Annotated in this window: 25 protein-coding genes and 4 pseudogenes; 13 read left to right on the top strand and 16 right to left on the bottom strand. The window is 68.2% G+C overall.

What is annotated here, in order from left to right; genetic code table 11:
* Positions 1–36 precede the first annotated feature (36 nt).
* Complete coding sequence (locus ACIRPT_RS24275; protein WP_403830438.1) at positions 37–666, bottom strand: malonic semialdehyde reductase; 630 nt, start codon at positions 664–666, stop codon at positions 37–39.
* 129 nt (positions 667–795) lie between these two features.
* Between ACIRPT_RS24275 and ACIRPT_RS24270 the strand changes: the two genes are divergently transcribed.
* A complete protein-coding gene (locus tag ACIRPT_RS24270; RefSeq protein WP_403830436.1) occupies positions 796–1,302 on the top strand; it encodes a MarR family winged helix-turn-helix transcriptional regulator in 507 nt (168 codons plus the stop codon).
* 353 nt (positions 1,303–1,655) lie between these two features.
* Positions 1,656–2,171: a DinB family protein gene (locus ACIRPT_RS24265; protein WP_403830434.1), complete on the top strand. Its 516-nt coding sequence runs from the start codon at positions 1,656–1,658 to the stop codon at positions 2,169–2,171.
* A 113-nt stretch (positions 2,172–2,284) separates the two neighbouring features.
* Here the strand turns inward: ACIRPT_RS24265 and ACIRPT_RS24260 are convergent.
* A pseudogene (locus ACIRPT_RS24260) lies at positions 2,285–2,518 on the bottom strand (alpha/beta hydrolase); the annotation flags it as partial.
* Between the two features lie 342 nt (positions 2,519–2,860).
* Here ACIRPT_RS24260 and ACIRPT_RS24255 point away from each other — a divergent pair.
* Positions 2,861–3,367, top strand: a complete 507-nt coding sequence (locus ACIRPT_RS24255; RefSeq protein ID WP_403830432.1) for a carboxymuconolactone decarboxylase family protein — start codon at positions 2,861–2,863, stop codon at positions 3,365–3,367.
* 179 nt (positions 3,368–3,546) lie between these two features.
* On the opposite strand, the gene ACIRPT_RS24250 is transcribed toward ACIRPT_RS24255, so the two are convergent.
* A complete protein-coding gene (locus ACIRPT_RS24250) occupies positions 3,547–3,888 on the bottom strand; it encodes a winged helix-turn-helix transcriptional regulator (protein ID WP_403830429.1) in 342 nt (113 codons plus the stop codon).
* A 257-nt stretch (positions 3,889–4,145) separates the two neighbouring features.
* Here ACIRPT_RS24250 and ACIRPT_RS24245 point away from each other — a divergent pair, with 257 nt between their 5' ends.
* Complete coding sequence (locus ACIRPT_RS24245) at positions 4,146–4,850, top strand: SDR family NAD(P)-dependent oxidoreductase (RefSeq protein WP_403830427.1); 705 nt, start codon at positions 4,146–4,148, stop codon at positions 4,848–4,850.
* 41 nt (positions 4,851–4,891) lie between these two features.
* Here the strand turns inward: ACIRPT_RS24245 and ACIRPT_RS24240 are convergent.
* Positions 4,892–5,089 (bottom strand): annotated as a pseudogene (locus tag ACIRPT_RS24240) (IS256 family transposase); the annotation flags it as partial.
* A 364-nt stretch (positions 5,090–5,453) separates the two neighbouring features.
* On the opposite strand from ACIRPT_RS24240, the gene ACIRPT_RS24235 reads away from it, so the two are divergent.
* From ACIRPT_RS24235 to ACIRPT_RS24220, 4 genes are all read left to right on the top strand, one after another.
* Positions 5,454–6,395 (top strand): ABC transporter ATP-binding protein, encoded by a 942-nt coding sequence (locus ACIRPT_RS24235; protein WP_403830425.1) that lies wholly within the window; start codon positions 5,454–5,456, stop codon positions 6,393–6,395.
* Positions 6,392–7,759: an ABC transporter permease gene (locus ACIRPT_RS24230; protein ID WP_403830422.1), complete on the top strand. Its 1,368-nt coding sequence runs from the start codon at positions 6,392–6,394 to the stop codon at positions 7,757–7,759. The genes ACIRPT_RS24235 and ACIRPT_RS24230 overlap by 4 nt, the downstream gene beginning before the upstream one ends.
* A 4-nt stretch (positions 7,760–7,763) precedes the next feature.
* The gene (locus ACIRPT_RS24225) at positions 7,764–10,526 is read left to right on the top strand and encodes an alkaline phosphatase family protein (RefSeq protein WP_403830419.1); all 2,763 of its coding nucleotides are present in this window, start codon (positions 7,764–7,766) and stop codon (positions 10,524–10,526) included.
* Positions 10,527–11,778: 1,252 nt separating this feature from the next.
* The gene (locus ACIRPT_RS24220; RefSeq protein ID WP_403830416.1) at positions 11,779–12,114 is read left to right on the top strand and encodes a hypothetical protein; all 336 of its coding nucleotides are present in this window, start codon (positions 11,779–11,781) and stop codon (positions 12,112–12,114) included.
* Positions 12,115–12,279: 165 nt separating this feature from the next.
* On the opposite strand, the gene ACIRPT_RS24215 is transcribed toward ACIRPT_RS24220, so the two are convergent.
* Both ACIRPT_RS24215 and ACIRPT_RS24210 read right to left on the bottom strand, forming a co-directional pair.
* Complete coding sequence (locus ACIRPT_RS24215) at positions 12,280–12,603, bottom strand: hypothetical protein (RefSeq protein ID WP_403830413.1); 324 nt, start codon at positions 12,601–12,603, stop codon at positions 12,280–12,282.
* Between the two features lie 280 nt (positions 12,604–12,883).
* On the bottom strand, positions 12,884–13,540 hold the full coding sequence (locus ACIRPT_RS24210) for a TetR/AcrR family transcriptional regulator (protein WP_403830410.1): 657 nt from the start codon (positions 13,538–13,540) through the stop codon (positions 12,884–12,886).
* 53 nt (positions 13,541–13,593) lie between these two features.
* On the opposite strand from ACIRPT_RS24210, the gene ACIRPT_RS24205 reads away from it, so the two are divergent.
* Positions 13,594–14,577, top strand: a complete 984-nt coding sequence (locus ACIRPT_RS24205) for a GNAT family N-acetyltransferase (RefSeq protein WP_403830408.1) — start codon at positions 13,594–13,596, stop codon at positions 14,575–14,577.
* On the opposite strand, the pseudogene ACIRPT_RS24200 reads toward ACIRPT_RS24205, so the two are convergent.
* The 3 genes and pseudogenes from ACIRPT_RS24200 to ACIRPT_RS24190 all read right to left on the bottom strand — a co-directional run.
* Positions 14,512–14,729: pseudogene (locus ACIRPT_RS24200) on the bottom strand (hypothetical protein); the annotation flags it as partial. The gene ACIRPT_RS24205 and the pseudogene ACIRPT_RS24200 overlap by 66 nt on opposite strands.
* Positions 14,730–14,763: 34 nt before the next feature.
* A pseudogene (locus ACIRPT_RS24195) lies at positions 14,764–15,731 on the bottom strand (aldo/keto reductase).
* A gap of 14 nt (positions 15,732–15,745) precedes the next feature.
* Complete coding sequence (locus ACIRPT_RS24190) at positions 15,746–16,342, bottom strand: NADPH-dependent FMN reductase (RefSeq protein WP_403830406.1); 597 nt, start codon at positions 16,340–16,342, stop codon at positions 15,746–15,748.
* A 113-nt stretch (positions 16,343–16,455) separates the two neighbouring features.
* On the opposite strand from ACIRPT_RS24190, the gene ACIRPT_RS24185 reads away from it, so the two are divergent.
* Entirely contained in the window at positions 16,456–17,292 is an 837-nt protein-coding gene (locus ACIRPT_RS24185) for a helix-turn-helix domain-containing protein (RefSeq protein WP_403830404.1), read from the top strand.
* A 338-nt stretch (positions 17,293–17,630) separates the two neighbouring features.
* Here ACIRPT_RS24185 and ACIRPT_RS24180 read toward each other — a convergent pair whose 3' ends face one another.
* The 3 genes from ACIRPT_RS24180 to ACIRPT_RS24170 form a co-directional block, all read right to left on the bottom strand.
* A complete protein-coding gene (locus ACIRPT_RS24180; protein ID WP_403830401.1) occupies positions 17,631–18,248 on the bottom strand; it encodes a 2'-5' RNA ligase family protein in 618 nt (205 codons plus the stop codon).
* Between the two features lie 164 nt (positions 18,249–18,412).
* Complete coding sequence (locus ACIRPT_RS24175; protein ID WP_403830398.1) at positions 18,413–18,820, bottom strand: hypothetical protein; 408 nt, start codon at positions 18,818–18,820, stop codon at positions 18,413–18,415.
* A 275-nt stretch (positions 18,821–19,095) separates the two neighbouring features.
* A complete protein-coding gene (locus tag ACIRPT_RS24170; protein ID WP_403830395.1) occupies positions 19,096–19,788 on the bottom strand; it encodes a TetR/AcrR family transcriptional regulator in 693 nt (230 codons plus the stop codon).
* A 53-nt stretch (positions 19,789–19,841) separates the two neighbouring features.
* On the opposite strand from ACIRPT_RS24170, the gene ACIRPT_RS24165 reads away from it, so the two are divergent.
* On the top strand, positions 19,842–20,960 hold the full coding sequence (locus ACIRPT_RS24165) for an FAD-dependent oxidoreductase (protein ID WP_403830393.1): 1,119 nt from the start codon (positions 19,842–19,844) through the stop codon (positions 20,958–20,960).
* Positions 20,961–21,356: 396 nt separating this feature from the next.
* On the opposite strand, the gene ACIRPT_RS24160 is transcribed toward ACIRPT_RS24165, so the two are convergent.
* On the bottom strand, positions 21,357–21,767 hold the full coding sequence (locus ACIRPT_RS24160) for a MerR family transcriptional regulator (protein ID WP_403830390.1): 411 nt from the start codon (positions 21,765–21,767) through the stop codon (positions 21,357–21,359).
* Positions 21,768–21,833: 66 nt separating this feature from the next.
* On the opposite strand from ACIRPT_RS24160, the gene ACIRPT_RS24155 reads away from it, so the two are divergent.
* Positions 21,834–22,973: an alkene reductase gene (locus ACIRPT_RS24155; protein ID WP_403830387.1), complete on the top strand. Its 1,140-nt coding sequence runs from the start codon at positions 21,834–21,836 to the stop codon at positions 22,971–22,973.
* Here ACIRPT_RS24155 and ACIRPT_RS24150 read toward each other — a convergent pair.
* Both ACIRPT_RS24150 and ACIRPT_RS24145 read right to left on the bottom strand, forming a co-directional pair.
* Complete coding sequence (locus ACIRPT_RS24150; RefSeq protein ID WP_403830385.1) at positions 22,913–23,404, bottom strand: transposase; 492 nt, start codon at positions 23,402–23,404, stop codon at positions 22,913–22,915. The genes ACIRPT_RS24155 and ACIRPT_RS24150 overlap by 61 nt on opposite strands.
* A gap of 114 nt (positions 23,405–23,518) precedes the next feature.
* Entirely contained in the window at positions 23,519–23,734 is a 216-nt protein-coding gene (locus ACIRPT_RS24145; RefSeq protein WP_030063177.1) for a DUF4177 domain-containing protein, read from the bottom strand.
* A 511-nt stretch (positions 23,735–24,245) separates the two neighbouring features.
* Between ACIRPT_RS24145 and ACIRPT_RS24140 the strand changes: the two genes are divergently transcribed.
* Entirely contained in the window at positions 24,246–24,743 is a 498-nt protein-coding gene (locus tag ACIRPT_RS24140; RefSeq protein ID WP_403830383.1) for an N-acetyltransferase, read from the top strand.
* Between the two features lie 310 nt (positions 24,744–25,053).
* Here ACIRPT_RS24140 and ACIRPT_RS24135 read toward each other — a convergent pair whose 3' ends face one another.
* Positions 25,054–26,304: an LmeA family phospholipid-binding protein gene (locus ACIRPT_RS24135; protein ID WP_403830380.1), complete on the bottom strand. Its 1,251-nt coding sequence runs from the start codon at positions 26,302–26,304 to the stop codon at positions 25,054–25,056.
* Positions 26,305–26,379: the final 75 nt, after the last annotated feature.

The following is a 26,379-nucleotide window of genomic DNA, read 5'->3' as shown; positions in this document are numbered from 1 at the left end:
TTGCGGTGGTGGCAGGAGACGACGTCGGACAGCAGGTCAGGCGGTGGTGACGACCTCGTCGTAGGTGAGGCGCGGTTGGCGCGGGAACCAGGCGTCGGGGCCGGGGATGCCGATGTTCACGACCATCAGCGGCTCGTGGTCGTCGTCCAGGAACTCCTTGCGGATGCCCTCGGCGTCGTATCCGGTCATCGGGCCGGCGGCGAGCCCCGCGGCGCGGACGCCGATGAGGAAGTACGCGGCTTGGAGGGCGCCGTTGAGCAGGCTCGCCTGCTCGCGCACGGTCCGCTCGGCGAAGTAGGTGTCCTTCAGGCCCGGGGCGTGCGGCACCAACTTCGGGAGTTCTTCGTGGAATTCGTGATCGGTGGCGAGGATCGCGACGAGCGGGGCGGCGGCGGTCTTGGACCGGTTGCCTTCGGCCATGTGCGGCAGGAGGCGCTGGCGGGCCTGGGGGGTGCGGATCAGGGTGATGCGCAGCGAGGACAGGTTGAAAGCCGTCGGACCGTACTTGATCAGGTCGTAAACCGCGCGTATCTGCTCCTCGGTGACCGGCTCGGAGGTGAAGGTGTTGGCGGTGCGGGCCTCGCGGAAGAGCAGGTCCTGGGCGGTCGGGTCGAGGGTCAGGGCGGGGACGGAGGACTGGGAGGAAGCGGGAGCGGAAGTGGACATGGTGAAGCACCCCTGTTCGTCTCAAGGTTGATAATTTCAACGTTGAGATAAAAGCAGGGCTGGTTGTTCAGCGTCAAGTGTCTTAACGTTGAGAAGGTAGATGTTGGCGCAAGAGTGGGAGGAGAAGCGATGAGCGACGCGCTGGACGCGATCATCGGTCAGTGGGAGAGGGAGCGCCCCGAGCTCAAGGAGGAGCTGTGGCCCGTCGAGGTGCTCGGCCGCATGCAGAGGATGCACCGGGTCATCGAGAAGAGCTTCAAGGAGTTCAGCGCTGAACACGGCCTGGAACCAGGTGAGTTCGACGTACTGACCACGCTGCGCCGCTCCGGCCCTCCGTACGCCCTGACCGCGGGCGCCTTCCTCAAGGCGGCCATGGTGACCTCGGGCGCGATCACCAATCGCATCGACCGGATGGAGGCCAAGGGCCTGGTCGAGCGGGTGCGCGACGGCTCCGACCGGCGGACTGTGAAGATCCACCTCACCGAGCGGGGCCATGAGATCACCAACACGGCGATGGAGGCACACCTGCGCAACTACGCAGAGATCCTCAAACCACTCGACCGCGAGACCTGTGACCGTGTCGCCGCGGCGCTGCGCACCCTCCTCGAAGCCCACGGCGACACGTCGATCGGCTAACCGCAGATTCGGCCCACGCCGGGGCCCGTTCCCCGACGGCGTGGTCGACGACGTGGTCGCGTCACTGGTTCTGCACCATCTGAGGGACTGGGGACCGACGCCGGCCAAGAGATACGGCGAGTGCTCAGGCCCGGCGGCCGAACAGTCCTCCCAGATCAGGTGCAGCTTCCTGCCCTTCGCCGTCGAAGAACCGCCGCCGGACACCGGCTCGGACGACCAGAGCCGGTCCGACGGATCTTGCAACCGGTTCAAGGCCCGGGTCGTCGGCATCGGCAGGAGGCGCGGAGCCCATTGCCGTACACAGCCGAAAACAGGGCGACACCCGCAGGCCGGGCGCGCTAGCGTCCGCAGGCATGGCCCCTTCACTTGAACGTCCCCCCTTGCAGGCCGACGAGCGCACCGCGCTCATGGGCTGGCTGGATCTCCAGCGGCAGATTCTCCGATGGAAGTGCCAGGGCCTGAACGAGGCGGACGCGCACCGCTCAGTGATCCCGACCTCGCCGGCGATGACGATGGCCGGGCTCATCAGCCATATGCGGTGGACCGAGCACACCTGGCTGGAGGTGCTGTTCCTCGGCGGCGACAAGACGCTGAACCCATCCTTTGACGAGACGGACGAGGACGCCAGCTGGCGCACCGACGGCGTCCCGCTGAAGCAACTGCTCGCGGAGTACGAGGCCCAGTGCGCCCGAAGCGACGAGATCGTGGCCGCAGCCTCCCTGGACGACGTCGGCCGCCACCCCGACTACCACTCCGGCAACGCCAACCTCCGCTGGATGCTCATCCACCTCATCGAGGAGACCGGACGGCACGCGGGCCACGCGGACATCGTGCGGGAGCTGCTCGACGGGGAGAAGGGGTACTACTAAGGCCATCCGGCGGACCGCGACCGGAGCCGGGCCGGAGTCGGAGCCGGAGTCGGAGCGAGACAACGCCTGACGGTGCCGTGGAAAACGTAGGTGCGTTGGTCGCACCTCATTGACGGGGTGCCGTCGAAGCCGGCGAGATCTTCCCAGTCCCGGTCCATGTTCCGGTGACGGCTCAGCGCCCCACTCACGCCGTCCCGCTCGAACTCCCCGCTGCAGATGGCCAGGTCACTCTCACTGAGCCAGGAGGGCAGCCGACCGGTGGGGAAGCGCACGCGCGGGCTTTCGCCATGGCTGACGAAGTGCGGGTCGGGCGTGTCGGGCGCGGGCATGGTGTCGGCGGACAGGGAGTACCTCTCGGTGCCGCCGGGCCTGGATGAACGACCGCAGCCGCGGACATCGATCGCGGCCACGCGGCACCCGGCTGCAGCCGACACCGACACCGGCAGCTCATGGCGCCAGGGAAACCGCAGCCTCACACAGTCCGGCGTTCCTCACGGCCGGGGACCACGACGGCCGAATGGCCAACGTTCCTGAAAGAGCCTCCAGCCGGCACGAAGCCACCCCACCGGAGCCCGTCCGACAGGTCGATGTCCAAGGCGAACACGAACAACTTTCTTCCACCGGTCACATCTCCCCCTCCCGAACCGTCAGGGCAGTGACAGCACCAAGAAAGCCCTAAGGAGACAGCGATGGAAACACGTTCAATCACCGCAGAGGTCCCGATGGTCCCGCGGATGACCGAAGACCCCGGCGAGCTCGTCCCCGAGCTGGCCGCAGTATCGGCGGCGCTGTTCAAGCTCACCGGCAACAATTCGATCCCACGCTCCACGATCAGTCTGCTCCAGCTGCGTGCAGGCCAGATCGTCGGCAGCACCTACCTGACCGTCCTGCACACCGGCTTCCTGCGCAAGGCCGGCGAGACGGAGGAGCGGATCACGTCGGTGGCCTCCTGGCAGGACTCCCCGTACTTCACCGGCGCCGAGCGCGCCGCGCTGGCACTCGTGGAGGCCGTGCTTCAGCCGTCCGCACACGGCGAGAGGGTCTCCGACCAGCTCTACGCCCAGGCAGCCGAGCACTACGAGCCCAAGGCGCTCGCCACCCTCATGTTCGCCATCGGCCAGGTCAACTTCTTCATCGCCGTCGCACTCATCGCCAAACCGGTACCCGGCCGGTCCTTCACCGACCCTTGGAATTAACAGTCACACCGCACGGGTAGGGCGCAACGTTCGGATCCCCATGCGGATCCGAACGATCGCCCCGCACACACAACGAGGGCACGCCCGCTTCCGCGCACCCCCCGTGACCCTTGCCGGTGGGGTTCAGAGCGGCATGATGGCGAGCAATTGTCACATTCTGTGGGCGGCTTGGGCAGGCGTCAGGGTTGGGATCGCGGTGAGTGGGTGGCTTCGTAGCGGCGGCGGTTGTGGTTGATTTCCTGTCGGTGTGTGGTGGCCCATTCCCCGAGGCCCACCATGGAGTCCAGGAGTGTGGAGCCGAGTGGGGTGAGCGCGTAGTCGACGCGTGGGGGAACGCTGGGATGCACGGTGCGGGTGAGGAGTCCATCGCGTTCGAGATGTCGCAAGGTCAGGGTGAGCATGCGTTGCGAGATGCCGCGGACCGCGCGGTGGAGTTCGCCGAAGCGCAGGGTCCGCTCCCGGAGCTGTCCGATGACCAGGATGCTCCACTTGTCGCCGATCAGGGCGAGGATCCGCAGCACCTCCCGGCACACCTCATCCTCAGTCTCACCTGCCGGTTCGGCGTCAGGATCGGGTTGAACCGGGTCATGTCGACCGGCCGACAAGGTGCTCTTGCGGGGCGTCAACGGTTACCTCCTTGTGCGTTACCGACATGAATGTGCCGTCTTGTGGCTGCCAGCCGGGTAACAAATCATGCTGCTACGAACAAACAGTAACTACCTGGCGGTGCGGCGCGATCGCGTGCGGCGCACCGCTGGTGGCTAGAGGGGATGTCGGGGTGGCCAAGACTCTTGTCATTGTGGGTGCAGGTCCGGGGCTGGGGATGGGTGTGGCCAGGGCGTTCGGTCGCCAGGACTTCCAAGTGGGACTGATCGCCCGGAACAGGAAGACCCTGGATGCTCTGGTCGGCGACTTGACCGAGCTGGGCGTGAAGGCTGCGTGGTTTCCCGCGGACATCCGTGACCGTGACGCGCTGGCCTCCGCGATCACCGCGGCCGGGGAGGCGTTGGGACCAGTCGATGTCCTGGAGTACAGCCCCAGCCCGACAGGGCCGATCACCGGCGCTGCCCAGACCACGGCCGCGTCCGCCGCCGCGCAGATCGATCTGCACGTACTTGGTGCAGTGGCGGCCGTGGGGCAAGTGCTGCCGCAGATGTGCGCCCGCGGCGAGGGGACCCTGCTGCTGACCACCGGTGTGTCTTCCACCGTCCCCGCGCCGTTCCTGGCCAACGTTGGAATGGCAATGGCGGGCCTGCGCAATTGGGCGCACGCTCTGCACGCCGAACTACGCCCGCAGGGGATCCATGCGGCGACGGTGACGATCGCCTCCGGCATCGTCCCCGGCGACGAGGTGATGGACCCTGACGTCATCGGCGCCCGCTACTACGATCTGTACCAGCAGCGAGACCGCGCGGAAACGGTCATCGGTGACCCGGAGGCATTCCGCGCCCTTGTTGCCGAGCAGGTCGCCGGCCACGGCTGAGCGGCTTCACCGATGGCAGGTTGAGCGGCCTGCTCGTTCAATTGCTCGACCTGCAGGCCGCGTTCGAAGCGAGCCCCGGCGCGGACGAGGGCGACGAGGTGGGGTGCGGTGATCGCGCGCCGGCGGGCCTGGGCGGACTCGACGAGCTTGAAGACCATCGCGAGGGCTGCGGCCGGGCTGCCCGCGCCACGGGTGACCTTGGTGCGGAGCTTGACGCGGGAGAACGTGGACTCGATGGGGCCGATCCACAAGTCCTGAGCATTGCTCCATGATGGCCATGCAGACGCACTTCAAGGCCGCGTTCTCGTAAGGGAAGTGGCCGGTGCGGCGGGCGGTGCGAAGCTCCGCGGTGAGCACGGCACACCGATGACGGCGCCGTCGCGACACAGCCGGACGCGGAGAGGCGCCCCACCCTCTCCTACGCATCCGCGCCGTCAGCCGCGCCCGCCACCGCCGACACCCCGCCGCCCCCCTCGGCGCCCGCCCGGGCATCGTGGGGGCGCATTCCGGTCGTCAGCCGTTTCGAGAGCATTCAACTGACTGCTCCTGGTCATCGTTGCGCGCTGCATCTACGGTCCTTGAGGCTTTCGAAGGAAGGGACTCATGGACGCACTCCTCGCAGTCCGGGCTCGTGGGATCACCAAATGGTTCGGCGACGTCATCGCGCTCGACGGCGTCGACCTTGATGTGACGCAGGGACAGATTCACGGCCTGGCCGGACCGAACGGCGCCGGCAAGACGACCTTGCTCGGCCTCCTGCTGGGTCTGGCCGTCGCCGACAGCGGCACCCTCGACATTCGGGGTACACGGGTCGGGCGGGCGCTCGACGCTCCCGACGGTGTCGCGGGCTTCGTGGACGGACCCGGTCTCTACCCCTCGCTCACCGCCCGGCAGAACCTCGCCGCACTGGCCGCGCTCCGCGGTGACGACGCACGGACGACGGCGATCGACGACGCGCTTGCGCAGGTCGGGCTCACCCAGGTCGCCGACGAACGGGCCCGCGGCTTCTCCCTCGGCATGCGACAGCGGCTGGGGCTGGCCGCGGCGCTGCTCACCAAGCCCCGGCTGCTGGTGCTTGACGAGCCGTCCAACGGTCTGGACCCGGCCGGCAAAAAGCACGTACACGGTGTGCTGACCCGGCTCGCGGCGGACGGCACCAGCGTCGTGCTCTCCAGTCACCGCATGGACGACCTCGAGGCCCTGTGCTCCGACGTCACTATCCTCGCCGCGGGGCGGGTCGTCTTCTCCGGTCCGCTGAGCAAGCTGGCCGCCCAGGAGCAGGAACTCGATTACCGGGTGCGCACCTTGGATGCGCACGCCGCCCGCCAACTGGCTACCGAAACGGCCGGGATACGCCTCGTCGACGACGCCGGGGCGCGGCACGATGCGCAGATGCTCGTCGTGCGCGCACTGGCGCCTGCCCTCGACGAACTGGTGGTGCGGCTGGTGCAGGCGGGCGTCGCGATACGCGAGCTCTCCCCCGTGGTATCGCCGCTCGAGCAGGCGTTCCTCGCCCTCACCGAACCTGAGGAGGCCGGACGATGACCGCGACCCTCACCCCCGCCCGGCCCCACGGTGCCGGTACCCGCCGCGCCTCGGTGGCGCGTGCCTACCGCTTCGAGCTGGTCAAGCTGGTCTCACAGTGGCGGATCCGCCTGCTGGTTGTTGCCTGCTGGATCGCGCCGGCGCTCTTCGTCGCCGCGGTGAGCCAACAGAGCACGCTCCCCGTCGATACCCTTTTCGGCCGCTGGATGCTCACCACGGGATGGGCCGGGCCGCTGGTGGTGCTCGGTTTCGCGGGTGCCTGGGCGCTTCCGCTGCTGACTTCGGTGGTCGCCGGCGACGTGTTCGCCGCCGAGGACCGGCTCGGCACCTGGCGCCATCTGCTCGTGGCGGTGCGGTCGCCCCGGCGGATATTCGCCGCGAAGGTGTTCGCCAGCCTCACCGTCCTTCTGCTGCTCGTGGCCGGGCTGGCCTGTTCCAGCGCGGCCGGTGGGGTCGTGGCGGTCGGCAGCCGGCCGCTGGTCGGCCTCGACGGCCACCTGCTGACGTCGGCGGACGCCGCCGTGAAGGTCCTGCTCGCCTGGGTCTGCGTCCTGGCTCCGACCCTCGCCCTCGCCGGGATCGGACTGCTCGGGTCCGTCGCGCTGGGGCGCTCCCCGATGGGACTGCTGCTGCCCGTGCTCGTCGCCCTCGCGATGCAGCTCGCCCAGATGATGCCACTGCCCGTCGCCGTACGCCTGGCCCTGCCCAGCTACGCCTTCATCGCCTGGAACGGTCTGTTCACCGGCCCGGCACAGCTCACCCCGCTCCTGATCGGCATCGGTGTCAGCCTGGCATGGGCCGTGCTGGCGACAGCGCTGGCCTACCTGCTGTTCCTGCGGCGCGACTTCACGAACCTGAACTACGACGGCTCGGGGCGCCGCGCGGCGACGGTCGCGGTGCTGCCGCTGGTCGGGCTGATCGCCACGACGGTGGCGGTCCTCACGACGTCGACCACGGCCACGGCGACCGGCTCCGGGATCGGGCAGGAGAAGGTGCAAAGCTCGGTCGCCACGGCATTCGCCCACCTGTACCGCATGCAGACCGAGCAGCTCCACCGGCCCGCCGTCACCGAGGCCCGGCTCAGAGCCACGGCGACGTGCAGCAAGGGCAGCCTGCGGGTCGCCGCGCAGGGGCCGGGCAACGACTGGCGCTGCGTCGTCTCCTGGTATCTGCCCGGCGTCCAGGTCGCGGGGCAGGCCATCTATCAGCTCGACGTGACCCCGGACGGGCGGTTCATGGCCGATGGCGATGGGCCGAAGGAAGTCAACGGCTACTTCCTGGTGCGGACTCCGGAAGGCGACGCACCGAATCCGCTGTGGCAGTTCGACGGCAACGTCGAACTTCTCTCCACCTCGAAGGGATGACTCCATGCAGGTCATACGCCGCCGTCGGCACGACGACAACGACCGTTCCGGCTTTCTCGAGCGACGCTTCAGACGCCTCAGCCGCCGCAGTGCCCTGGTAACGGCCACCGCGGTCGTTCTCGCCGCCACCGCCGGCATCGGATATGCCCAGACGCACCAGTTCGGCACGGACCAGGTCGGCCAGAAGACCGCTGACGGCCAGGTCGTCTCCAGCGACCAGTACATCGCCCCGTACGGCGAACGCCTCGTCATCGACAACGGCAAGATCATGTCGTCCTCGGTCAGCCCGGACGGCACCCACGTCGCGGCCTCACTGACCGACGGCGGAGCGGCGCTGGCCATCGTCGACCGCAACAACTGGAAGGTGCAGCAGCTCGTCAGCGCCTCCGCATCGTCCATCCCGCGCATCAGCAGCAACTCCGTGGGCCAGGAAGGCCCCACGTACTCGCCCGACGGCAAGCAGCTGTGGCTGGGCCAGACCGACGGCTACACCAAGTTCACCGTGAACCCGGACGGCAGCGTCACCGACCCGGTGTTCATCCGGATCCCGGTGGACGGCGCCAAGCACGCGCTGGTGGGTGAGCCGGTGTTCTCCTCCGACGGGTCCACCGTGTACGCCGCGGTCAACGGCCAGAACAAGGTGGTTGCCCTCGATGCGGCGACCGGGGCCGTCAAGCACAGCTGGGACGTGGGCAACGCCCCGCGTGACATGGTCAAGGTCGGCGACAAGCTCTACGTCAGCAACGAGGGCGGCCGTCCGGCCAAGCCCGGCGACACCACGATCAACTCCTACAACACCCAGGTGCCTGCCGACCCGAAAACCGGTGCCACCACCACCGGCACGGTCAGCGTCATCGACCTGGCGAAGCCGGATGCCGCCGTCAAGAGCATCGACGTCGGACTGCACCCGACCGCCCTGTACGCCAAGGGCGGGGCACTGTTCGTCACCAACACCGCCACCAACGACGTGTCGGTCATCAGCACCGCCGGCGACAAGGTCGTGCAGACCATCGCCACCCGCCCGTGGCCGGAGGCGTCGGTGGGTTACGAGCCCAATGCGGTGACCCTCACCGACGACGGTCATCTGCTGGTGACGCTCGGCCGCGCCAACGCGGTCGCCGTGTACAAGTACAAGAGCCCGCAGGAGCCGGTCAGCTACGTCGGTCTGCTCCCCACGGACTACTTCCCCTCGGAGATCACCACCGTCGGCAAGCAGGTGCTGGTCTCCAACACCCGTGGCATCGACGCCCGCCGCCCCAACCCCAGCGGCGCGCACGGCACCCACGACACCACCTCCAGCTTGCAGCGCTTCACCCTGCCGGACGACAACATCATCAGGTCCAAGACGGCCCAGGTCTTCAAGCAGAACGGCTGGATGGGCCACTCGGTCAAGAAGACCGACGGCAAGAGCCACGCGAAGCCGGTTGCGGTCCCGCAGCGGCTCGGCGACCCCTCGACGATCAAGCACGTCTTCCTCATCGTCAAGGAGAACCGGACCTACGACCAGGTCTTCGGCGACATCCCGCAGGGCAACGGCGATGCGACATTGGCGCAGTTCGGCGAGAACGTGACGCCGAACCAGCATGCGATGGCCAAGCAGTTCGGGCTGTACGACAACACCTACGACATCGGCACGAACTCCGCTGAGGGCCACAACTGGCTGATGCAGAGCGACAATCCGGAATACACCGAGTCCTCGGCCGGTGAGTACCAGCGCAGCTACGACACCGAGAACGACGCGCTCGGCCACCAGAAGTCCGGCTTTCTGTGGACCGGTGCGCAGGCGGCAGGCAAGTCCGTCAAGGACTTCGGTGAGTTCCAGTCGCTGGAGAGCAAGCCGTCCGGAGCGTCCTGGCAGAACCTGTACTGCGACGCCAAGACCATGGACGCAACCGGTCAGCCCACGGCCTACCCCATCAAGACCGGGTCGGCGATTCCCTCGCTCAACGACGTGTCGGTGCCCGGCTTCCCGATGTTCGACCTCGACGTCCCCGACGTCTACAAGTACCAGGTCTGGAAGCAGGACTTCGAGAAGAACGGGCCGGCGAACCTGAACATGTTCTGGTTCTCCAACGACCACACCGGCGGTCCCGCCAGCCCATCCGCCCAGGTCGCGGACAACGACCTCGCCGTCGGCAAGATGGTCGACAAGATCTCGCACAGCAAGTACTGGAAGAACTCGGCCATCTTCGTCGTCGAGGACGACTCCCAGGCCGGCCTCGACCACATCGACGGGCACCGGGCCCCGATCCAGATCATCAGCCCCTGGGCACAGCACGGCAAGACCGACAGCCACTATTACACCCAGATCACGACGATCCGGACCATCGAGCAGATCCTCGGGATCCACCCGATGAACCAGAAGGACAGCGCCGCCAGCCCCATGAGTGGCGCCTTCTCACCCCACCCGGACACCACCCCGTTCACGGCGCAGCCCAACCGCGTCCCCCTCACCGACGGCCTCAAGACCCAGCCGCCCTGCGGCTCGGACAACCCGGCACCACAGAACCCCAAGGCAGCCGCCGTCTCGCCCGCGAAGGTACCCGCGGGCAAGCGTGACCTGGCGGCAACCTGGGACAAGTGGAAGTCCAAGCAGCGGCTGACCGGCCCGCACGCCGTCCCCGACTACGCCAACCCCGCCCAGATGAACCACCTCACCTGGTACGAAACGTACAACTGGAACAAGCCGTACCCGGGCGAGAACAAGATCTTCGCGCCGCAGGACGTACCGGGGGCATACATTCCCTCCTCCGAGAACGACGGCTGACGCCTGCTGGAGGTTAAGGGCGAGGGCTTTGACTGCGGCCCGGACCACAGCCGGTCCGGGCCGTCGACCGCCTTCTTCCGGCGGGCGCGGCCTGAACGGCACCGCGCATCCCTGGTGCCTCGGCAGCCGGTGCACGACAGCGCACGGCAGGGATGAGCGGCGACCACCAGGACGATTCGGGGAAACCAGCCTCTCGGATACGGCCTGATGTCGCGGTCCGACGGCGGCAACCGGGCGAGAGAGCTCTGCGTTCGCCGTGCTGCTTCACAGCCGTCGGACGCGCAGCACGCCGGTCAGCATCGGCAGAGTACGTAGCGGGTCATACCCGAAGGTGCGGGTGTCGGGAGGTGGGAGGTAGAGCGGACGCCACGCAATGGACGGTCACCTTCGCAGAGCGCAGATTTCACGAGCGCGCGAGGAGGGGCCCAGCCACCACCCCCGCTGGACGGAAGCCAGACGACCTGACGGGAGCAGTTCGGATACGGTCGCTTCGGGGGTGGAGGCGTGTCCTGGCCACCTGTAATCATTCCCGCCCCCTCGGAGCAACGCCCGTCGCTTGAACGACGGGGCCGTTCTGCCGGCGAGCGAGTTCCTCACGCCGCTGGACCGCCTCCCGGCATGGGACTGGCGCCGCCAACCAAGCACAGACCTGCAGAATCGGATGCCTAAGGGCGCGTAACTGAAGCAGCGATGCCGGCCCCCCGAAGCGTGCGGGCCAGGCATTCCATCTCGGGAAGCGTTCCTGAGTAATCACCGTCCAACACACGGCGCAGCGCAGACTTGGCGTTCATCAGGTCGATGCCGAGCTCAGCCCGTAGCACGCGCATGACGACGAGGTTCTTCGCCGGCGGACTGCTCACCCGCAGTCTCGCCGGCCCATGTTCAAAGAGCATCTGATCCCGTCGTTCGGCCGGCATCTCGCCACCGCACACGGCTACCGCAAATCCACAGGCGGAACAGGTTGACTCGACGTCCCATCGCAACCGGCCGTCCACCAGGCCCTGAACTCCCCAGCACTCCAGCTCCGCACCGCAGCCATGACACACACCGGAGTACCTGACGGACCCAAAAACCGCCTCTTCCATCCCCACCCCCAACGGAGACGAGGCTAATCGACAAGCTACTGGGATTGAGCTCGTGGCGTCGTAGCGGCTGACGGCTGGTTGTCTGCCGCGCCCGATCCGAGCCCTCGCCGGCCACCGGAGGCTTCGCCATGCCCATCCCGACCCAGTGAGCCGCACCACCTGTCGGTATGATCAGCAGTAAATTTGAACTCGTTCAAAAAATGGGGGAACAGGTCATGACCAAGCCGACCGCGCCCGGCCGAACCGATACACCCGCCGTCGCCCTAGGTCCCACCGCACTGGTCCTCGGCACCATCTCAGCCCTAGGTGCATGGACGCCCGCGCTCGCGCTCGCCCTACTCGCATGGACGATCATTGCCGGCGGGCTCGCCGTCACCTTCGGCGCGGCGGGCATCCACTACGCCCGACGCGGCGCCGGCCGCCTGTGGACCGCCGCCGCCGGAATCATCCTCGGCACCATCGGACTCGCCGGCGTCATCTTCTGGTTCTTGCCAGTCTCCTGACCCGAGCCGCGCCAGTAGCCACTCGGCCCGCCCGACTCCCACAGCGCTTGCCGCTCCCATCTCCCTTGCCGGGGTGCACTCGTGATGTCGCGTGGCTGCTCAGGCGGGTCTGACAGTCAGACCGATTCGCGAAGAAAGCCACCCCTGCCCCGCACTCGAGGGGCTTCAGGAGATGCCGTACAGCGTTCGAACCTTCTGCGCGCCCTTCGCGGCGGCCTCGACGAGGGTGGTCTCATCCCTCGCGCCAAAGAATTCGACAATCACGCCACCCAGACGGATGTAGACCCTGTAAGTGTGGCCGTCCTGTGCCGAGTCTTCCTGGTCGGTGTCGGCTTCGCCGGACTCCGACTTCTCAACAAACGCGTCGTCTCCGATGCGCACGTCCTCAGCGCTGAAGCGGACTTCCCGAGGCGGGCCGGCTTCGGCGTCTACCGCGGTCTTCGGGCAGCCCTCGTAAGGTGCCGCGTGAGGTCGATAGTTCACCGGCACCGCCGGGGAGCTCCAGCCCCTTCAGAAGTGCCTGCCCCCTCGGTGAACAGCCGGGAAGGGTCGATCGATTCGTCCACTCCAAGGACACGGATGACCGGTGAACTCTCGGGACTCGCCTCGCCGCCTCCGCCGCCGTCGATTCCACAGCCGGCGATCAGGAGACCGGTCACGGTCAGCACCGCAGGCGCAACAGCATTGCGGCCCTGCCGCGTAGTCCTCAATAGCCTCTTCATTCCGCCTCCCAGCAGGACAGACCGGAGCACCTGCGTGCAGCAGCGTCTCAAGTCTCCATGCAACGAGCTGGAGGTGTGACGTGGGTACAGGGGCTGCCGCCGTCGTCGGGCCGGGGCAGCGCGGTCGAGGCGAGGAAGTCGTCGAGCATGGTGATCTGTACGCCTTCGGGAAAGCGGCCGGGGTCGAAGAGGGCCTGGACGACGAGTCCGTGGGTGAAGGCGACGGCAGTGGCGGCGAGTTGTTCCGGGTCTGCGTCTGCGGGGAGCTGCCCTAGGTCACGTGCGGCGTCGAGGTGCGGGCGGATCGTCGAGCGCAGGCGGGTGTAGCGGTCGGCCTGTTCCGTGGCCAGCTCGTCGTCGGCGAGGGAGAGGTCCCAGGAGCTGACCCAGATGCGGTTGCGGGCGGTGTCGCCCGGGGTCAGCGGCAGGATGTCCAGGAGCATGGCGCGCACGGTGGCGAGGCCCGCGGCGGGCCTCGCGCGACGGGGCCGCTCCGCAGTGCGCTCCTCCAGCAGGTTCAGGGCGTGCGTGGTCAGAGCCCGTTTGGTCGGGAAGTAGTGCATGAGCATCCCGGTCGAGACCCCCATCGCGGCGGCAACGGCACGCAGGGTCAGCCCGCCGAACCCCTTGTCGGCGAGTACGCGCCACACCGCCTCGGATACGTCCTTGCGGCGGGCTTCACGGTCTCCGGGTGCGGGCGGCATGCTGCTAGCTTACGTACCGAACACTTGTTACGCACCCAGAGAGCGAGGCTCACATGTTCACCCTGCCGCTCGACGATCACGCCCAACTCCGCCCCCTGGAGCCGTGGCAGGCAGAGGAGTTCCTCGCCCATATCGACCGCGCCAGGGACTCCGTGGACCCGTGGATACCCTGGGCGACGTTCAGCTCCGACCTCGACTCGGCCACGGCCACCCTCCAGCGCTACGCCGACCGTCTGGCCCAGGACGGCGGCCGAATCTGCGGGATCTGGCTGGACGACACGCTGGTCGGAGGCGTCATGTTCACCCGCTTCGAGAGCGATTCCGGGGTATGTGAGATCGGCTGCTGGGTGGAACGGGCCGGGGAGGGACGGGGGCTGGTGACCCGAGCGTGCCGGGTCTTGATCGACTGGGCTTTCCAGCAGCGCGGGATGAGCCGCGTCGAATGGTGGGTCGCGGCGGGCAACGCCCGCAGCATCGACGTCGCGCGCCGATTGGGCATGACCCGCGACGGCGTGCTGCGACAGCGTTATCCGTACCGAGGTGTGCGGCACGACAGCGAAATCTGGTCGGTCCTTCCCACAGAATGGCCGCCTGTGGGGGAAGCGTCCGGGGCCGGAGTCCGGGCCGAGCTCGACCGGCTGATGCGCGTGCTCTTCAGCGCCTTCGACAACACCGGTGGCCGCGGACCGGACCTCGGGGTCATCCGGGACGTCTTCATTCCGCAGGGCCGGATCATCGCGAACGTCGGGGACGAGCCCGTGATCTACGATCTCGACGCGTTCATCGAGCCCCGGGAGAAGATGCTCACGGACGGGACGCTGACGGAGTTCTCCGAATGGGAGGTCGCCGAGCGGACCGAGATCTTCGGATCCATCGCGCACCGGTTCAGCACATACCGCAAGTCCGGCTTCCACCATGGCGAGTGGTTCGAGGGCTCCGGCTGCAAGACCACGCAGTTCATCCAGACCCCCTCAGGGTGGAAGATATCCTCGCTGGCCTGGGACGACGCGCCCGCCACCGCCACCGCCACCGAATGACCGTGCCCCCGAAGCATGCGCGCTCTTGTCATATCTCGTCGCCACGGCCCGGAAGCCCTTGAGGGCGTTGATGGTTCGTTCGACTTCGTCCTGCGGGCGCAGCGGGGCCGGTCGAAAACGAACGGAGCTGTACTCCTGCCGCCGTAGGTGCCGTCCCGCAGCGGCTTGGTCTTCTCTGCCTTGTCGTCAGAAACCGTTGGGCTCGCGGGGGGTGTACAGGCCTTCCAGTTCCTTGAGTTCGGACGTGTCGAGTTGCACGGTAAGGGCGGCCGCCGCATCGTCCAGGTGGCCCGGCCGGGTCGCCCCTACGATGGGGGCGGCGACGACGGGGTTGTGGAGGACCCAGGCGAGCGCCACCTGTGCCATGGGTATCCCGCGTGCGGCCGCGATGCGTTCGACGGCGTCGACGATCGGGCGATCGACGTCGGCAAAGACCGCTGGCCGACGGTATCGCCCGCCGAGCGGTGGGTCACCTGCCCGCGGGGGCGGGCCAGCCGACCTTTGGCGAGGGGGCACCACGGCAGGCTGACCACGCCCTGGTCGGCGAGCAGCGGAAACATCTCCCGCTCGTCCTCGCGTTGAACGAGGCTGTACTGGTTCTGCATCGACACAAAGCTCGTACGACCGTGCTGCGCGGCGGTGTGCTGCATCTTCGCGAACTGCCAGGCCCACATCGAGGAGGCCCCGATGTGCCGGACCTTGCCGGCCGCCACCACCTCATGGAGTGCCTCCATCGTTTCGCTGACAGGCGTCGCCGGGTCGAACCGGTGGATCTGGTAAAGGTCGATGTAGTCCGTGCCCAGGCGGACGAGTGAGGCGTCGACCTGTGTGTGGATCGCGTGACGCGACAGGCCCGAGCCCCCGGGCCCGTTGTGGACGGGGAGTCCGACCTTGGTCGCGAGGACGATGTCCGCACGCCGGGTGTACTTCTTGATGGCGCGACCGACGATTTCCTCCGATGTGCCGCCGCCGTAGACGTTCGCGGTGTCCCACAAAGTGATGCCCAGTTCGGCGGCCCGCCGGAACATCGGCACGGCGGCCTGCTCGTCCAGTGCCCAGGGATTCACGCCCTGCGTGGGATCCGCGAATCCCATGCAGCCGAGCGCGATCCGGCTGACCTTCAGATCGGTTTTCCCGAGCGGTATGTACTGCATCGTCGTCGCCGTCCTCATGCCGGATAGGGAGCCGCAGCGCGCGCCGAGCGAAGTGCCCCTGCCCACCAGGCCAGCTGCTCCAGCAGCGTCTTGGCGTACCCGGCGGCTTCGGGATCGAGGGGGCGGCCGTCCTCCCATGTCGTGAAGTAGTTGGCGAAGGCGAGGCCGTCGCGGATGGTCACCGCGTGCAGCTCGGTGAGTACGTTCTCCAGATGCAGTGCCGCGTGCCGGCCGCCCGCCGCGCCGCCGTAGCTGACGAAGGCGACGGGCTTGGCCGTCCACTGGGTGAAGTGCCAGTCGATGGCGGCCTTCAACGAGGCGGGGTAGCTGTGGTTGTACTCCGGCGTGACCACGACGAACGCATCCGCGCTCTCCAGTGCCGAGGTCAGCGCCGCCATTCCGGCCGGCCGGGGGTAATCGTCGCCGGCGAACTTCGGTGGTGCCGCAGGCAGTGCCAGCGGGACGTCGATGTCGGCCAGGTCGACGACCTCGATCTCGAACCCGCCGTGCGCAGCGGCCTGTTCGGCAACCCACGACGCCACAACCGGGCCGAACCGGCCTTCCCGGACGCTCCCGACGATCACCACGAGCTTGTGCTTGTTGTTGTCCATGCCCCTCACGATCACGCAGCGCCGCGACCGCAACCAGACCGTGCTCAGGCTGGCCCCCGCAGGGCTACCCTGAGCACCCCCGCGACCAGGACCCGACGCCGTATCCTCCCGGCATGGGTACGCCATTGGGGGATTTCATCCGTGTCAAGCGCGACAGCATCCAGCCGGAATCGCTGGGACTGCCGGACCGCGGCCGCCGCCGGGCACCGGGACTGCGCCGCTCGGACCTGGCCGCAAGGGCAGGCATCAGCGTCGAATACCTCACCCGCATCGAGCAGGGCCGGGACCGCAACCCCTCGGTGGCCGTGGTGAACGCGCTCGCCGACGCGCTCAGTCTCGACCCGTCGGAACGCAGCCACCTGCGCTACCTCTCGAAGATCACCGGCGGCGAATGCTCCGCCCACCCCCGGCCCACTCCCCCACCCCGCGACGTGCGGCCCTCCGTCCTGCAGACACTCCGCCTGCTCGAACCAGGCATTGCCCTGGTGACCAACCGGCTGGGCGACGTCCTCGCCTACACCGGTGCGTACGAGGCTGTGATGCGCGGGAGCGGGCTGCTGGACGCCGACGCCCCGAATCTGACCCGCTACGCCTTCACCGACCCCCGCGCCCGGACGTTCTTCGCCGACTGGGACGACGTCGCCGATGAGCAGGCGTTCGACCTGTGGCTGGGGCCGGCCGTGGAGAACTCCGAGTGGCTCAGCGCGGAACTCGCACCGCTCGCCGGACCCGACTTCACGCGGCGCCTGAACCGTCACGTGGTGCCGCAGCGTGGCGCCCTCCGGCTCAACCACCCCTCCGGAAGTGAACTCCGACTGCTCCGCGTGACGTTCGAACTCACCGAAGAAGCACAGCAGTTGGTCGTCCACCTCCCTGCCGACGAGGGGACGGCTCAGGCCGTCGACCAACTGTGCCGACACTCCCACGGACAACTGCGGGCCATCTCGTAGGACACGAGGTCTACGACGATTGAGCTTGCAACTGCAACGGGCCGAAGCGCCAACCTCACACCCGAGCGAGACGCAGAACCACTCACTTCGATCGGCATGAGAGAGAGCTGAGCACCTCGGGCAAGCGGGGGCGGGCGCGTGTTCAGCCCGCGCGGGCGCGGGTCTGATCGGACTACATCGCTGGGCGAACGCTCTTGTCTGCCCCGCAAGTTGGGCATGAGCCCGGGCGACCGGCCAGCTGCGGCGCGGCGCACGACCATGTCATGGGCCGGTCGCCCCGATGCGAAGTCGACGGCCTCAAGGAAGCTCCCGGTGAAGCCGTTCCGGTGAAGTGACGGTCAGCGCCGTTGGCCGCCCTCATCATCCGGCAGTCGGCGGACCTCGCCCGTGCCCAGCGTGATCACGGCCCGGGGCCGCATGGGTCCCTCGCCTCGACGTGAAAGCAGGACCACCTCCTCGACCACAGCCGGCAGTGTGCCGAGCCGGCCGGTGCACTCGGCGGCCAGAGCCCGGGGCTGCTGAGTGCGGCCGAGTGACAGATGGGGAGTGAAGTGGGTGCCCCGCCCGCCGCAGAGTGGGAACCGCAGCTCCAGCGCCTGGTGCAGACGTGCCCACGGTCCCAGGCCCGCCGCGGCCGGATCGAGCCACACCGTCGTGTAATGCCGGTGCCGGAAGTACCGCACGCCGGCCAGTCGCGCCATGAACGCCGCGCTCTGCGCCGCCCCGGCACACAGCAACGGCACAGCCCGTGCGAACTCCGCCTCCGGCACGAAGCCGAACAGCAGATTCACATGCGGTGGCCACCGCCGTACCTGCGGATCATGCTCCCAGCGGATCTCCTGAATCACCGGCCAGAGCTCCTGCGGCGGCAGCCACGCCACCGCCGTCCGGGCCGTCGGCGCCACCTCGAGCACATCCACCGGCTCGGCCCCGCCGAAAGCCGAATTCCATCCCACACACCCATGATCCGAGCCGCAGCCGCATCACACGAGCCGATGTACCTCACAACGACTTTCGTGACTGATGAGCTGCGCAGCAGCGACGAGACCTGCGTGCCGAGCACCAAGCATCCTCACAGTCCCGCCTGGCAGGCAGGTCATGACGCGAAGGCCTCGGAAGCCTACGCGTATGGCACGGCCACGACCTGTACGTCGTCCTCGTAGATGACCCGCCCCGGATCGACGGAACGCATCATCCGGCAATCGACGCCGTGGGCGGCCAGAACCTCCAGATAGCCGGGGACTCGCGCGATGAGATGTGCGGCTGACGGCTTGAACCACGCCGCGGCGCCAGGGTTGATCTCATGGTCGTAAACGGTGGGGTCAACGGTCGAAGGGTCGGTGTACGCGGCGTCGTACCAGCTGTTGTTGACGCGGCGGAAGGATTCCTGTTCGTCAGTGAGTCTCCCCTCCCGCGCCAGCGTGTTGATGAGTCCAAACACGCCGGTGAAGTGGCCCCGCGTGTTCCGGTGCGGCGACTGGAACCGGATGTACTGGGTGGTCTCGCTGTCGCTATCGGTCATCCCCATCAAGGAATCCTCTCACCGCGCCCATCACGGCAACCTGCGCTGAACCAGAAGCCGCCCACACGTGGGGACACCACCGCTCCGTCTACTTTCGACAGCCACAGCAATCACCAGGACGATCCCGTCCGTCCACCTACGCGTCCACGCAAGCCCGGAAGGACGCAACTACGAAAGGAGCAGGCTATGGCCGAGCGGACCAAAGTGAAGCGTGACGGCGCAAGCCCGCACGGCCCGTGGACACCGCCCCCGCCTCGCTCACATTCGGCAAAAGCTGAGCGTCACGCCGGCGGCCGGGTGAGTTTGGCGGCCATGGCGTCGAGGACCCAGTCCAGGCCGGTCGCGAAGGATGCCTCGGCGTCCACGTCCGTGCCGTCGTACACGGCCTTGGCCAGCGCCGGGAAGCGGCCCGTGGCCAACATTCGCGTCACATGCGGGCCGGAGGCGCGCTGCCAGTCGCGCTTGGACAGGCCCGTGGCGCGCTCGGCCCGCAGGTTCGCGATCTCGCGCCTGATCGCGCCGGTGAAGTAGGCGCTGACGGTCTCCACGGCGCGCATGACGGTGTCGATGTCGGCGAGGCCGTCGAGGGCGGCCAGCGTGGCCTCGGCCACGGCGAGGCCGTTCGGGCCCAGGGTCGGGCGGCCGCCGAGCAGGTCGGCCAGCCATTCGTGACGGAGGGCGGCCTGCCTGGTGCGGTGGGCGAGGGTGCGTAGCGCCTCCCGCCAGTCACCGGGCCGCTCCTCGGGGAGAATCTCGGCGTGGACCTCGTCCACCATGAGGTCGAACAGTTCCTCCTTGGTGGAGATGTATCCGTACAGCCGCATCGGGCCGGCCTCCAGCCGGGCGGCGACCTTGCGCAACGACACCGCCTCCAGCCCGCCCTCGTCGGCCAGCGCGATGGCGGCGGCGACGATCCGCTCCCGGTCGAGCGGCACGGGGCGAGTCGGCGGCTCCGGCCGATCCCAAACAGTCATGGTCACACCGTACCGTTGCGATACACCGTCACGAGGAAATACAGTGTATCGACATGAGACACCGCATCGCAGTGGTCGGGAGCGGTCCTGCCGGCCTCACCTTCGCCCGCGTCCTGCATCGCCATGACTACCCCGTCACCGTCCTCGAACGCGATCCAGCCCCCGACGCCCGTCCCCCGGGCGGCGCGCTGGACCTGCACGAAGGGCTGGGCCAGCGCGCGCTGGACAAGGCGGGGCTGCTGGCGGAGTTCCAGGCGCTGTCTCGTCCCGAGGGGCAGGCCATGCGCATCCTGGACGCGGACGGGACCGTCCTGCGCGACTGGCGACCCCGTCCGGATGACCGGGCCAATCCCGAGATCGACCGCGGGCAGCTCCGTGACCTGCTACTCGGCCCTCTCGACGTCCGGTGGGGGCGGGGCGTGACGCAGGTGGTGCCGGGGACCCGGGATGGCGTCCTGGTCCATTTCGCGGACGGGCGACAGGAGACGTTCGACCTCGTGGTCGGCGCGGACGGCGCCTGGTCCCGGATCCGCCCGGCAGTCTCGTCGGCGACGCCGCACTACACCGGCGTCACCTCGGTCGAGACCTCCCTGGACGACGTCGACACCCGCCACCCTGACCTCGCCCGGTTGATCGGCGACGGTTCCGTGGCTGTGTACGGCGTGAACCGAGCTCTCGTCGCCCAGCGCAACAGCGGCGGCCACGTCAAGGCGTACGCCCAGTTCCGCGCGCCGCTGGGCTGGCACACGAACCTGGACCTGGCCGACGTCGAGGCCGTGCGATCGAGCCTGCTGGCTCTGTTCGACGGCTGGTCCGCTCCCGTCCTCGGCCTCCTCCGCCACGGCACCGCTTTTGTCCACCGCCCCCTCTACGTCCTGCCCGTGTCCCACACTTGGACCCACGTCCCGGGGGTGACGCTACTGGGCGACGCCGCCCACCTGATGCCCCCACTGGGGGCGGGCGCGAATCTCGCGATGCTGGAAGGCGCCGAACTCGCCGAGTCCATCGCCACCGGCCCCGGAGATCTGGACGAGGCCGTCCGCGGCTTCGAGGAACAGATGTGGGCACGGGCCGGCAGGTGGGCGAAAATCACGACAGCCGGTCTGGAACGCCTCGTGAGCCCGGACCCAGCCGAAGCCCTCGCCCTCTTCGACGAGGTCCAGCCGTCCTGATTGCCAAGCGCGAGCGCACCAGCACTAACAGCAGCTCACCACGGCTTCACGGGACAGTGCGGCCCCGCCGCGGTCCCTTCCAGCGAAACCACCGCTAGACGAACACGCGAACACATGAACGCACAGACGTCTGCACCGAACGCAGCCCTCGGCCCGCTACCGCCAAAATCCGGTCCCATCCTCCTTGCGGGCCATCCACGGAAGCGCGACGGCCCCGCACAGCGGGGCCTGGTCCGGCGTTAGGTGACCAGTTGTGACGGCCACATTCAATGGATGGCGGCACGAACTCATCGCACCGGCACAGACGCCTGCGGGCTGACCACTCGACGTCAGGCTGATGACTGACGTGTTGATGGCAGACTCAAGGGTTGCGCCTGACCTCTGCAGACCGGACCACTACCCGCGGTGTGCCCCAGCGGTGTCGGCGAGGGAGATTGCGGAGGTGTGCCCGCCGACCGAGGCCGTGGAGATGACCTCGTCCAAGACGTCGCGGGAGCGGAGCAGGTCAGTGATCATTCGATTGATGCGGTCCCGTTCCGCGGCGAGTTCGTCGACCAGCTGTGGTGTGGTGAGATCGTTCGGGGCACCGTCCGCGTCACGCATGCAGGGCAGTAGCTGCGCGATCTTCTTGCTGTTCAGCCCCGCTGCGTAGAGTGCCTGGATGCGGATGACCCGGTCGACCGCCCACTCGCCGTAGTCTCGTTGGCCACCTGGAGTTCGCTCGGCCCTCAGCAGCCCCTGCGTCTCGTAATAGCGCAGCGAGCGGTCGCTCACGCCGCTCCGCCGAGCCAGTTCACCGATCCGCATTCCCCCACCTCTCACGCCAACTCGGGACTTGAACCTGACACTGGTGTCAACTTCTATCGTATCGGCATGACGAACACACCAGTGATGTCCCGCCTGTTCGAGTCCGCCAGCCTCGGCGCCCTGCGCCTTCCCAACCGCCTGGTGATGGCACCGATGACTCGCAATCGTGCTTCGGCTGACGGCGTTCCAGAATCGATCATGGCCACCTACTACGCACAGCGCGCCTCGGCGGGGCTGATCATCGCGGAGGCCTCCACGCCGAACGCCGTGGGCCTGACCTACCCCAATATCCCCGCCATCTACGGCGAGACGCACGTGGCCGGATGGCGGCGGGTTACCGACGCGGTGCGCGCCGCAGGCGGACGGATGTTCCTGCAGTTGCAGCACGGCGGCCGGATCGGGCACCCCGACAACAGCGGACTGGCGCCGGTCGCGCCCTCGCCGGTCCCGCTTCCGGAAACGATCCACACCCCCAGCGGACACCAGGACGCCGTCGTCCCGCGTGAGATGACCATTGACGAGATCCACTCCACCGTGGCCGACTTCGCGGACGCCGCCCGCAACGCCATCGACGCGGGCTTCGCCGGAGTGGAGGTGCACGCCGCCAACGGCTACCTCCTCCACCAATTCATGGCTCGGAACACCAACCACCGCACGGACGCGTACGGGGGCTCGGTGGCCGGCCGCATCCGGTTCGTGGTCGAGGTGGTCCAGGCCGTTGCCGACGCGATCGGCGCTGAACGAGTGGGCCTGCGAATCGCCCCCGGACTTACCGTCAACGGCATCGACGAGGGCGATACCGAGAGCATCTACCCGGCGCTCATCGATGCCCTGGCGGACGCCGGCCTGGCCTATCTGCACGTCGTCTTCGCCGACCCGGATCAGCCCCTCTTCCAGGACATCCGGAAGGCCTGGCCGGGCACGCTGATCGCCAACCCTGTGCTGGGGTGGGGCGGACCCCTGCCCGCCGACGGCGGCAAGCACGAGGGCGAGCGGCTGCTGGCCGCGGGAGCCGACCTGATATCGCTGGGCCGTTCATTCCTGGCCAACCCCGACCTGGTCGAACGACTGCGCATCGGTGCACCGCTCAATCCAGTGCAGGACAAGGGCCTGATGTACACGGGCGGAGCAGCCGGATACACCGACTATCCCGTGCTGGCCGCCGCCCAGCACCGAGCCGAGACGCCCGAACCCGTCGCGTTGTGACCACCGTCAGCCAGGGCCGCCCACAGCACTCGGTCACCCGTCGTCAGTTGCGACCGTTGCCACCGACCGCTGCGCCCACGAAACATCAGCGGATCGCACGATCGCTGTGGGCGGCTACTGACACTGACACTGCGCTCCCGCACGCACTCCCCCATCCGCGTGACGCTTCGGCGTCGGCCTGGGCACTCAGCGCGGTGAACACGCCCTCGCAAGTGCCGCCGACGGCCCGCACCCCTAGCCGGTTGCAGACAGCTCTCCAGTTGCCGATTGCCGTATTTCTCCGGCAGACGGCCCCACTGCGATCCGGTCCGGAACTTGAAGGCAGTCGCGTCGATCATCTCGCGGTGATCCCGCCACCGGCCGCCCCTCTGAGGCATCCGGTCCAGGAGCAACGGCTCGATCCGCACCCACTGGGCATCAGCCAACGGCACGCACAGACCAACCGAAACGCGCGGTCCCGGTCGGCACCCGGTCGGCCGTTGGCGTCTTGCAAGTTGGCCCAGGTCGGGGACCCGTTCCAACTTGCAAGACGCGGATGTTTCCGGTTACCCGCGCGGACGCTCGAAGGTCAGCAGCAGTCCCTCTACGGCCCCGGGACCTATGCGGCCCTTGACGTCAGCGGAGGTGATGGCCTTGAGGCCCCAGCCGTCCTCGGCATGCTTGTTCAGGACCTTCTCCAGTTTGTCGCTGTCGAGCGCGTCGCCGATCAACGACTCCCGGAAGGTGACGACCTTGTATTCGTACGCATAGGGGCTGCTCATGGATGCGGAGTCCTCCTGCCGGCCGGGCCGGTTCGGGTCGGGGTGACATTGCCAGGGCCAGACAATCATCCCCGGGGTGTTGCCGCACACGGACGCCCCCTCGTTCACGAGGCATCTGCACATCTTCGACGTGGGGTCAGTTGCAAAGACAGCAAAGTCACGTCGCCGGGCCTGGCCCGGAGAGGGCCGTGAAACCCGCCCCTGAGGAGGGGGCGCAGCCCCCGACCGCCACGTCGGCCACCCCGGGGGCGGTGACCGCCTCCGACCCGCCCCGCCGGTGCTGAGGACCACCGATCCAGCCGCGGTCCGGTTCGCCGTGGAGCGTGCGGCGAAGACGATGACCTCAGCACTCGTGATCTGGACGAACCTGAACCTGCCGCCGGACGGCCGCACCACAGTCCAGGCCCTGCCGCCCACCGCCCACCGCCCTCAACCAGGTACTACTCAACTGAACACGTGACGTCGGGTGATCACGTACCCAGGCGCAGCGGGTTCGGTAGCCTCGGGTCCTATGAGCTGGCTCCCTGACGACTTCGTCCACCCGGTCCACGTTCCGCTGCCCGGCGGCGCACATCACCTGCGGCCGATCAAGGAGGCCGATACCGAGCTCGACTACCCAGCCGTGATGGGCTCCCGCGAGCGTCTGTGGGGCATCTTCGGCCCCGCCTGGGGTTGGCCGAAGGAGACGATGACCTACGAGGAGGACCGGGTCGACCTCCTTCGCCACGAGAAGGAGATAGCTGCCCACCAGTCCTTCAACTACGCGCTGTTCGACGCGGCGGAGACCGCCATCCTCGGCTGCGTCTACATCGACCCGCCGGAGCGGGTCGGCGCGGACGGCGAGATCTCCTGGTGGGTGGTGGACAACCTGCTCGGCAGCGACGTGGAGCGCGCGCTGGACGCGCTGGTGCCGCAGTGGATCGCCACCGACTGGCCGTTTCGTCTGCCCCGCTACCTCGGCCGTCATATCTCCTGGCAGGACTGGCTTGCCCTGCCCAAACACGCCTGACTGCGTACCACCCGTGGTCCGAGCGCCGGCGATCCCCTTCGGCATCAGCCTGTCCGCTATCTGGGACGGAGGGTCAGTCCGGTCTCGGCGAGGCAGCCGTCAAGGAGACCGGCGCGGCACTGGATCTTGCGGAGGCCGTGCCGCACCGTGCGGTCGAGGCGATCGGGATGGGTGAAGGCGGTGTTGGCCGTGAACCCGCGTCACCGCAGCGACCAGACAGCCTCGACAGGGTTGAGTTCGGGCGCGTAGGAGGGAACTGGAAGACGGTGAGTTCGCGCCCGCGTAACGGCGCCTGCGTCAGTCAGTCGTGTCAGCCCACCGGTACGTCCTTGCCGGTCAGCTGCGCCCGAATGCCGTCCTTCGTCACGGAGACGCCGCGCAGCCGAATATCGCCCGGCAGGTTGTCCGGCAGCTGCATGGAGAACTCCATCTGCTGCGCGACCTTCGGCTCCCGGAGCTTCCGCAGGCCCTGGATGAGCGAGGGATCGATGCCGGTGGGCTTGAGCAGCGACGGATGGTCCACGAGCGTGTCCAGCACGCGGCCCTTCATCATCTGCTGCGGAAGGACGTGCTTCCCGGTCGCCTGTTGCAGCTCGCCCTCGTCCATCTTGTCGGCGACGGGTGCGGTCAGCTGCAAGCCACCGCCCTTGCCCGGTACGTACGTGAGCAGGCCGGGCACCACCACGCGCGTGTCCTGCACGGTTATGCGCAGGCCGCGGTCCCCGGTGCGCTGCAACTGCGCACGTCCCCGGATCTGGGCCTGCTCGTCCCCCACTGGCAAGTCGCCGCCGGCCAGCACCGTGTTCTTCTCTGGGCCGGGCACCAAACGGATCTGCGACGCGCCGACTTCGCGGTTCAGGTCCTTGAAGTCCAGCCGGATGTCACCGCGCACCCGGCTCAGCACCGCACCCTTGACCGAGGACGGCAGGCTGCCGACGATCCGGATGTCGTCCACCGTCCCCTTCACCTGAGCGACGGAGACCGGCCCGGCGTCCACATCGGGGACGTCGACCTCGACCTGGTCGATGTTGCCCGCGAGAACCTGCCCGATGAACGGGAAGCTGTCGATGTGCACCTCGGGCTCGGCGTTCAGCTTCAGCGCCTTCTGCACCTGCTGCGCCGCCAGATTCTCCGCGTAGAGCACGGCCCACCGGTCACCGAGCGCAAGAAAGGCAAGGACGACGGCCAGCGCGACGACCACCTTCGCGGTCCTCCGCACGATCCGACGCGGCTTGCGCCCGGCCGCCCGCGGGTGCTCCTTCTCGTCGCCGGTGATCGTGTTGTCCGTACCTGCGGCGGCTGCGGGTGTGGCTCCGGCTGCGCCGGCGACGCTGGTGTCGGCGCCAGTGGCCGTGGCCGAGTCCGTGCCGCTGTCGGCGGCGGTGGCGGTAGCGGTGGTACTGGTGCCGACGTCAGCGCCGGCGCGCGAGTCGGTGTCGTTGTCGGTGACGGCGGTGTTGCCCTGGGTCGACGAGGCGTCCGGCTCTTCACTGCCCTGGGCCGACGGCTTGTCCAGGCCCTGGTTGTCCGAGGCGGGGCCGTCCTGGGCAGCACGGCTCACCGGTATTTGTGCCTTGGAATCTGCGGAAGGTTCGTTGGAGAGCATCGCCACCATGCGACCACAGCCCAGGCGCTC

The organism is Streptomyces sp. NPDC101227, from assembly GCF_044767545.1.
In the GTDB taxonomy this organism is placed as follows: Bacteria; Actinomycetota; Actinomycetes; order Streptomycetales; family Streptomycetaceae; genus Streptomyces.
The sequence above is the reverse complement of the archived record's forward strand: the minus strand, read 5'-3'. Positions and strand labels throughout refer to the sequence as shown.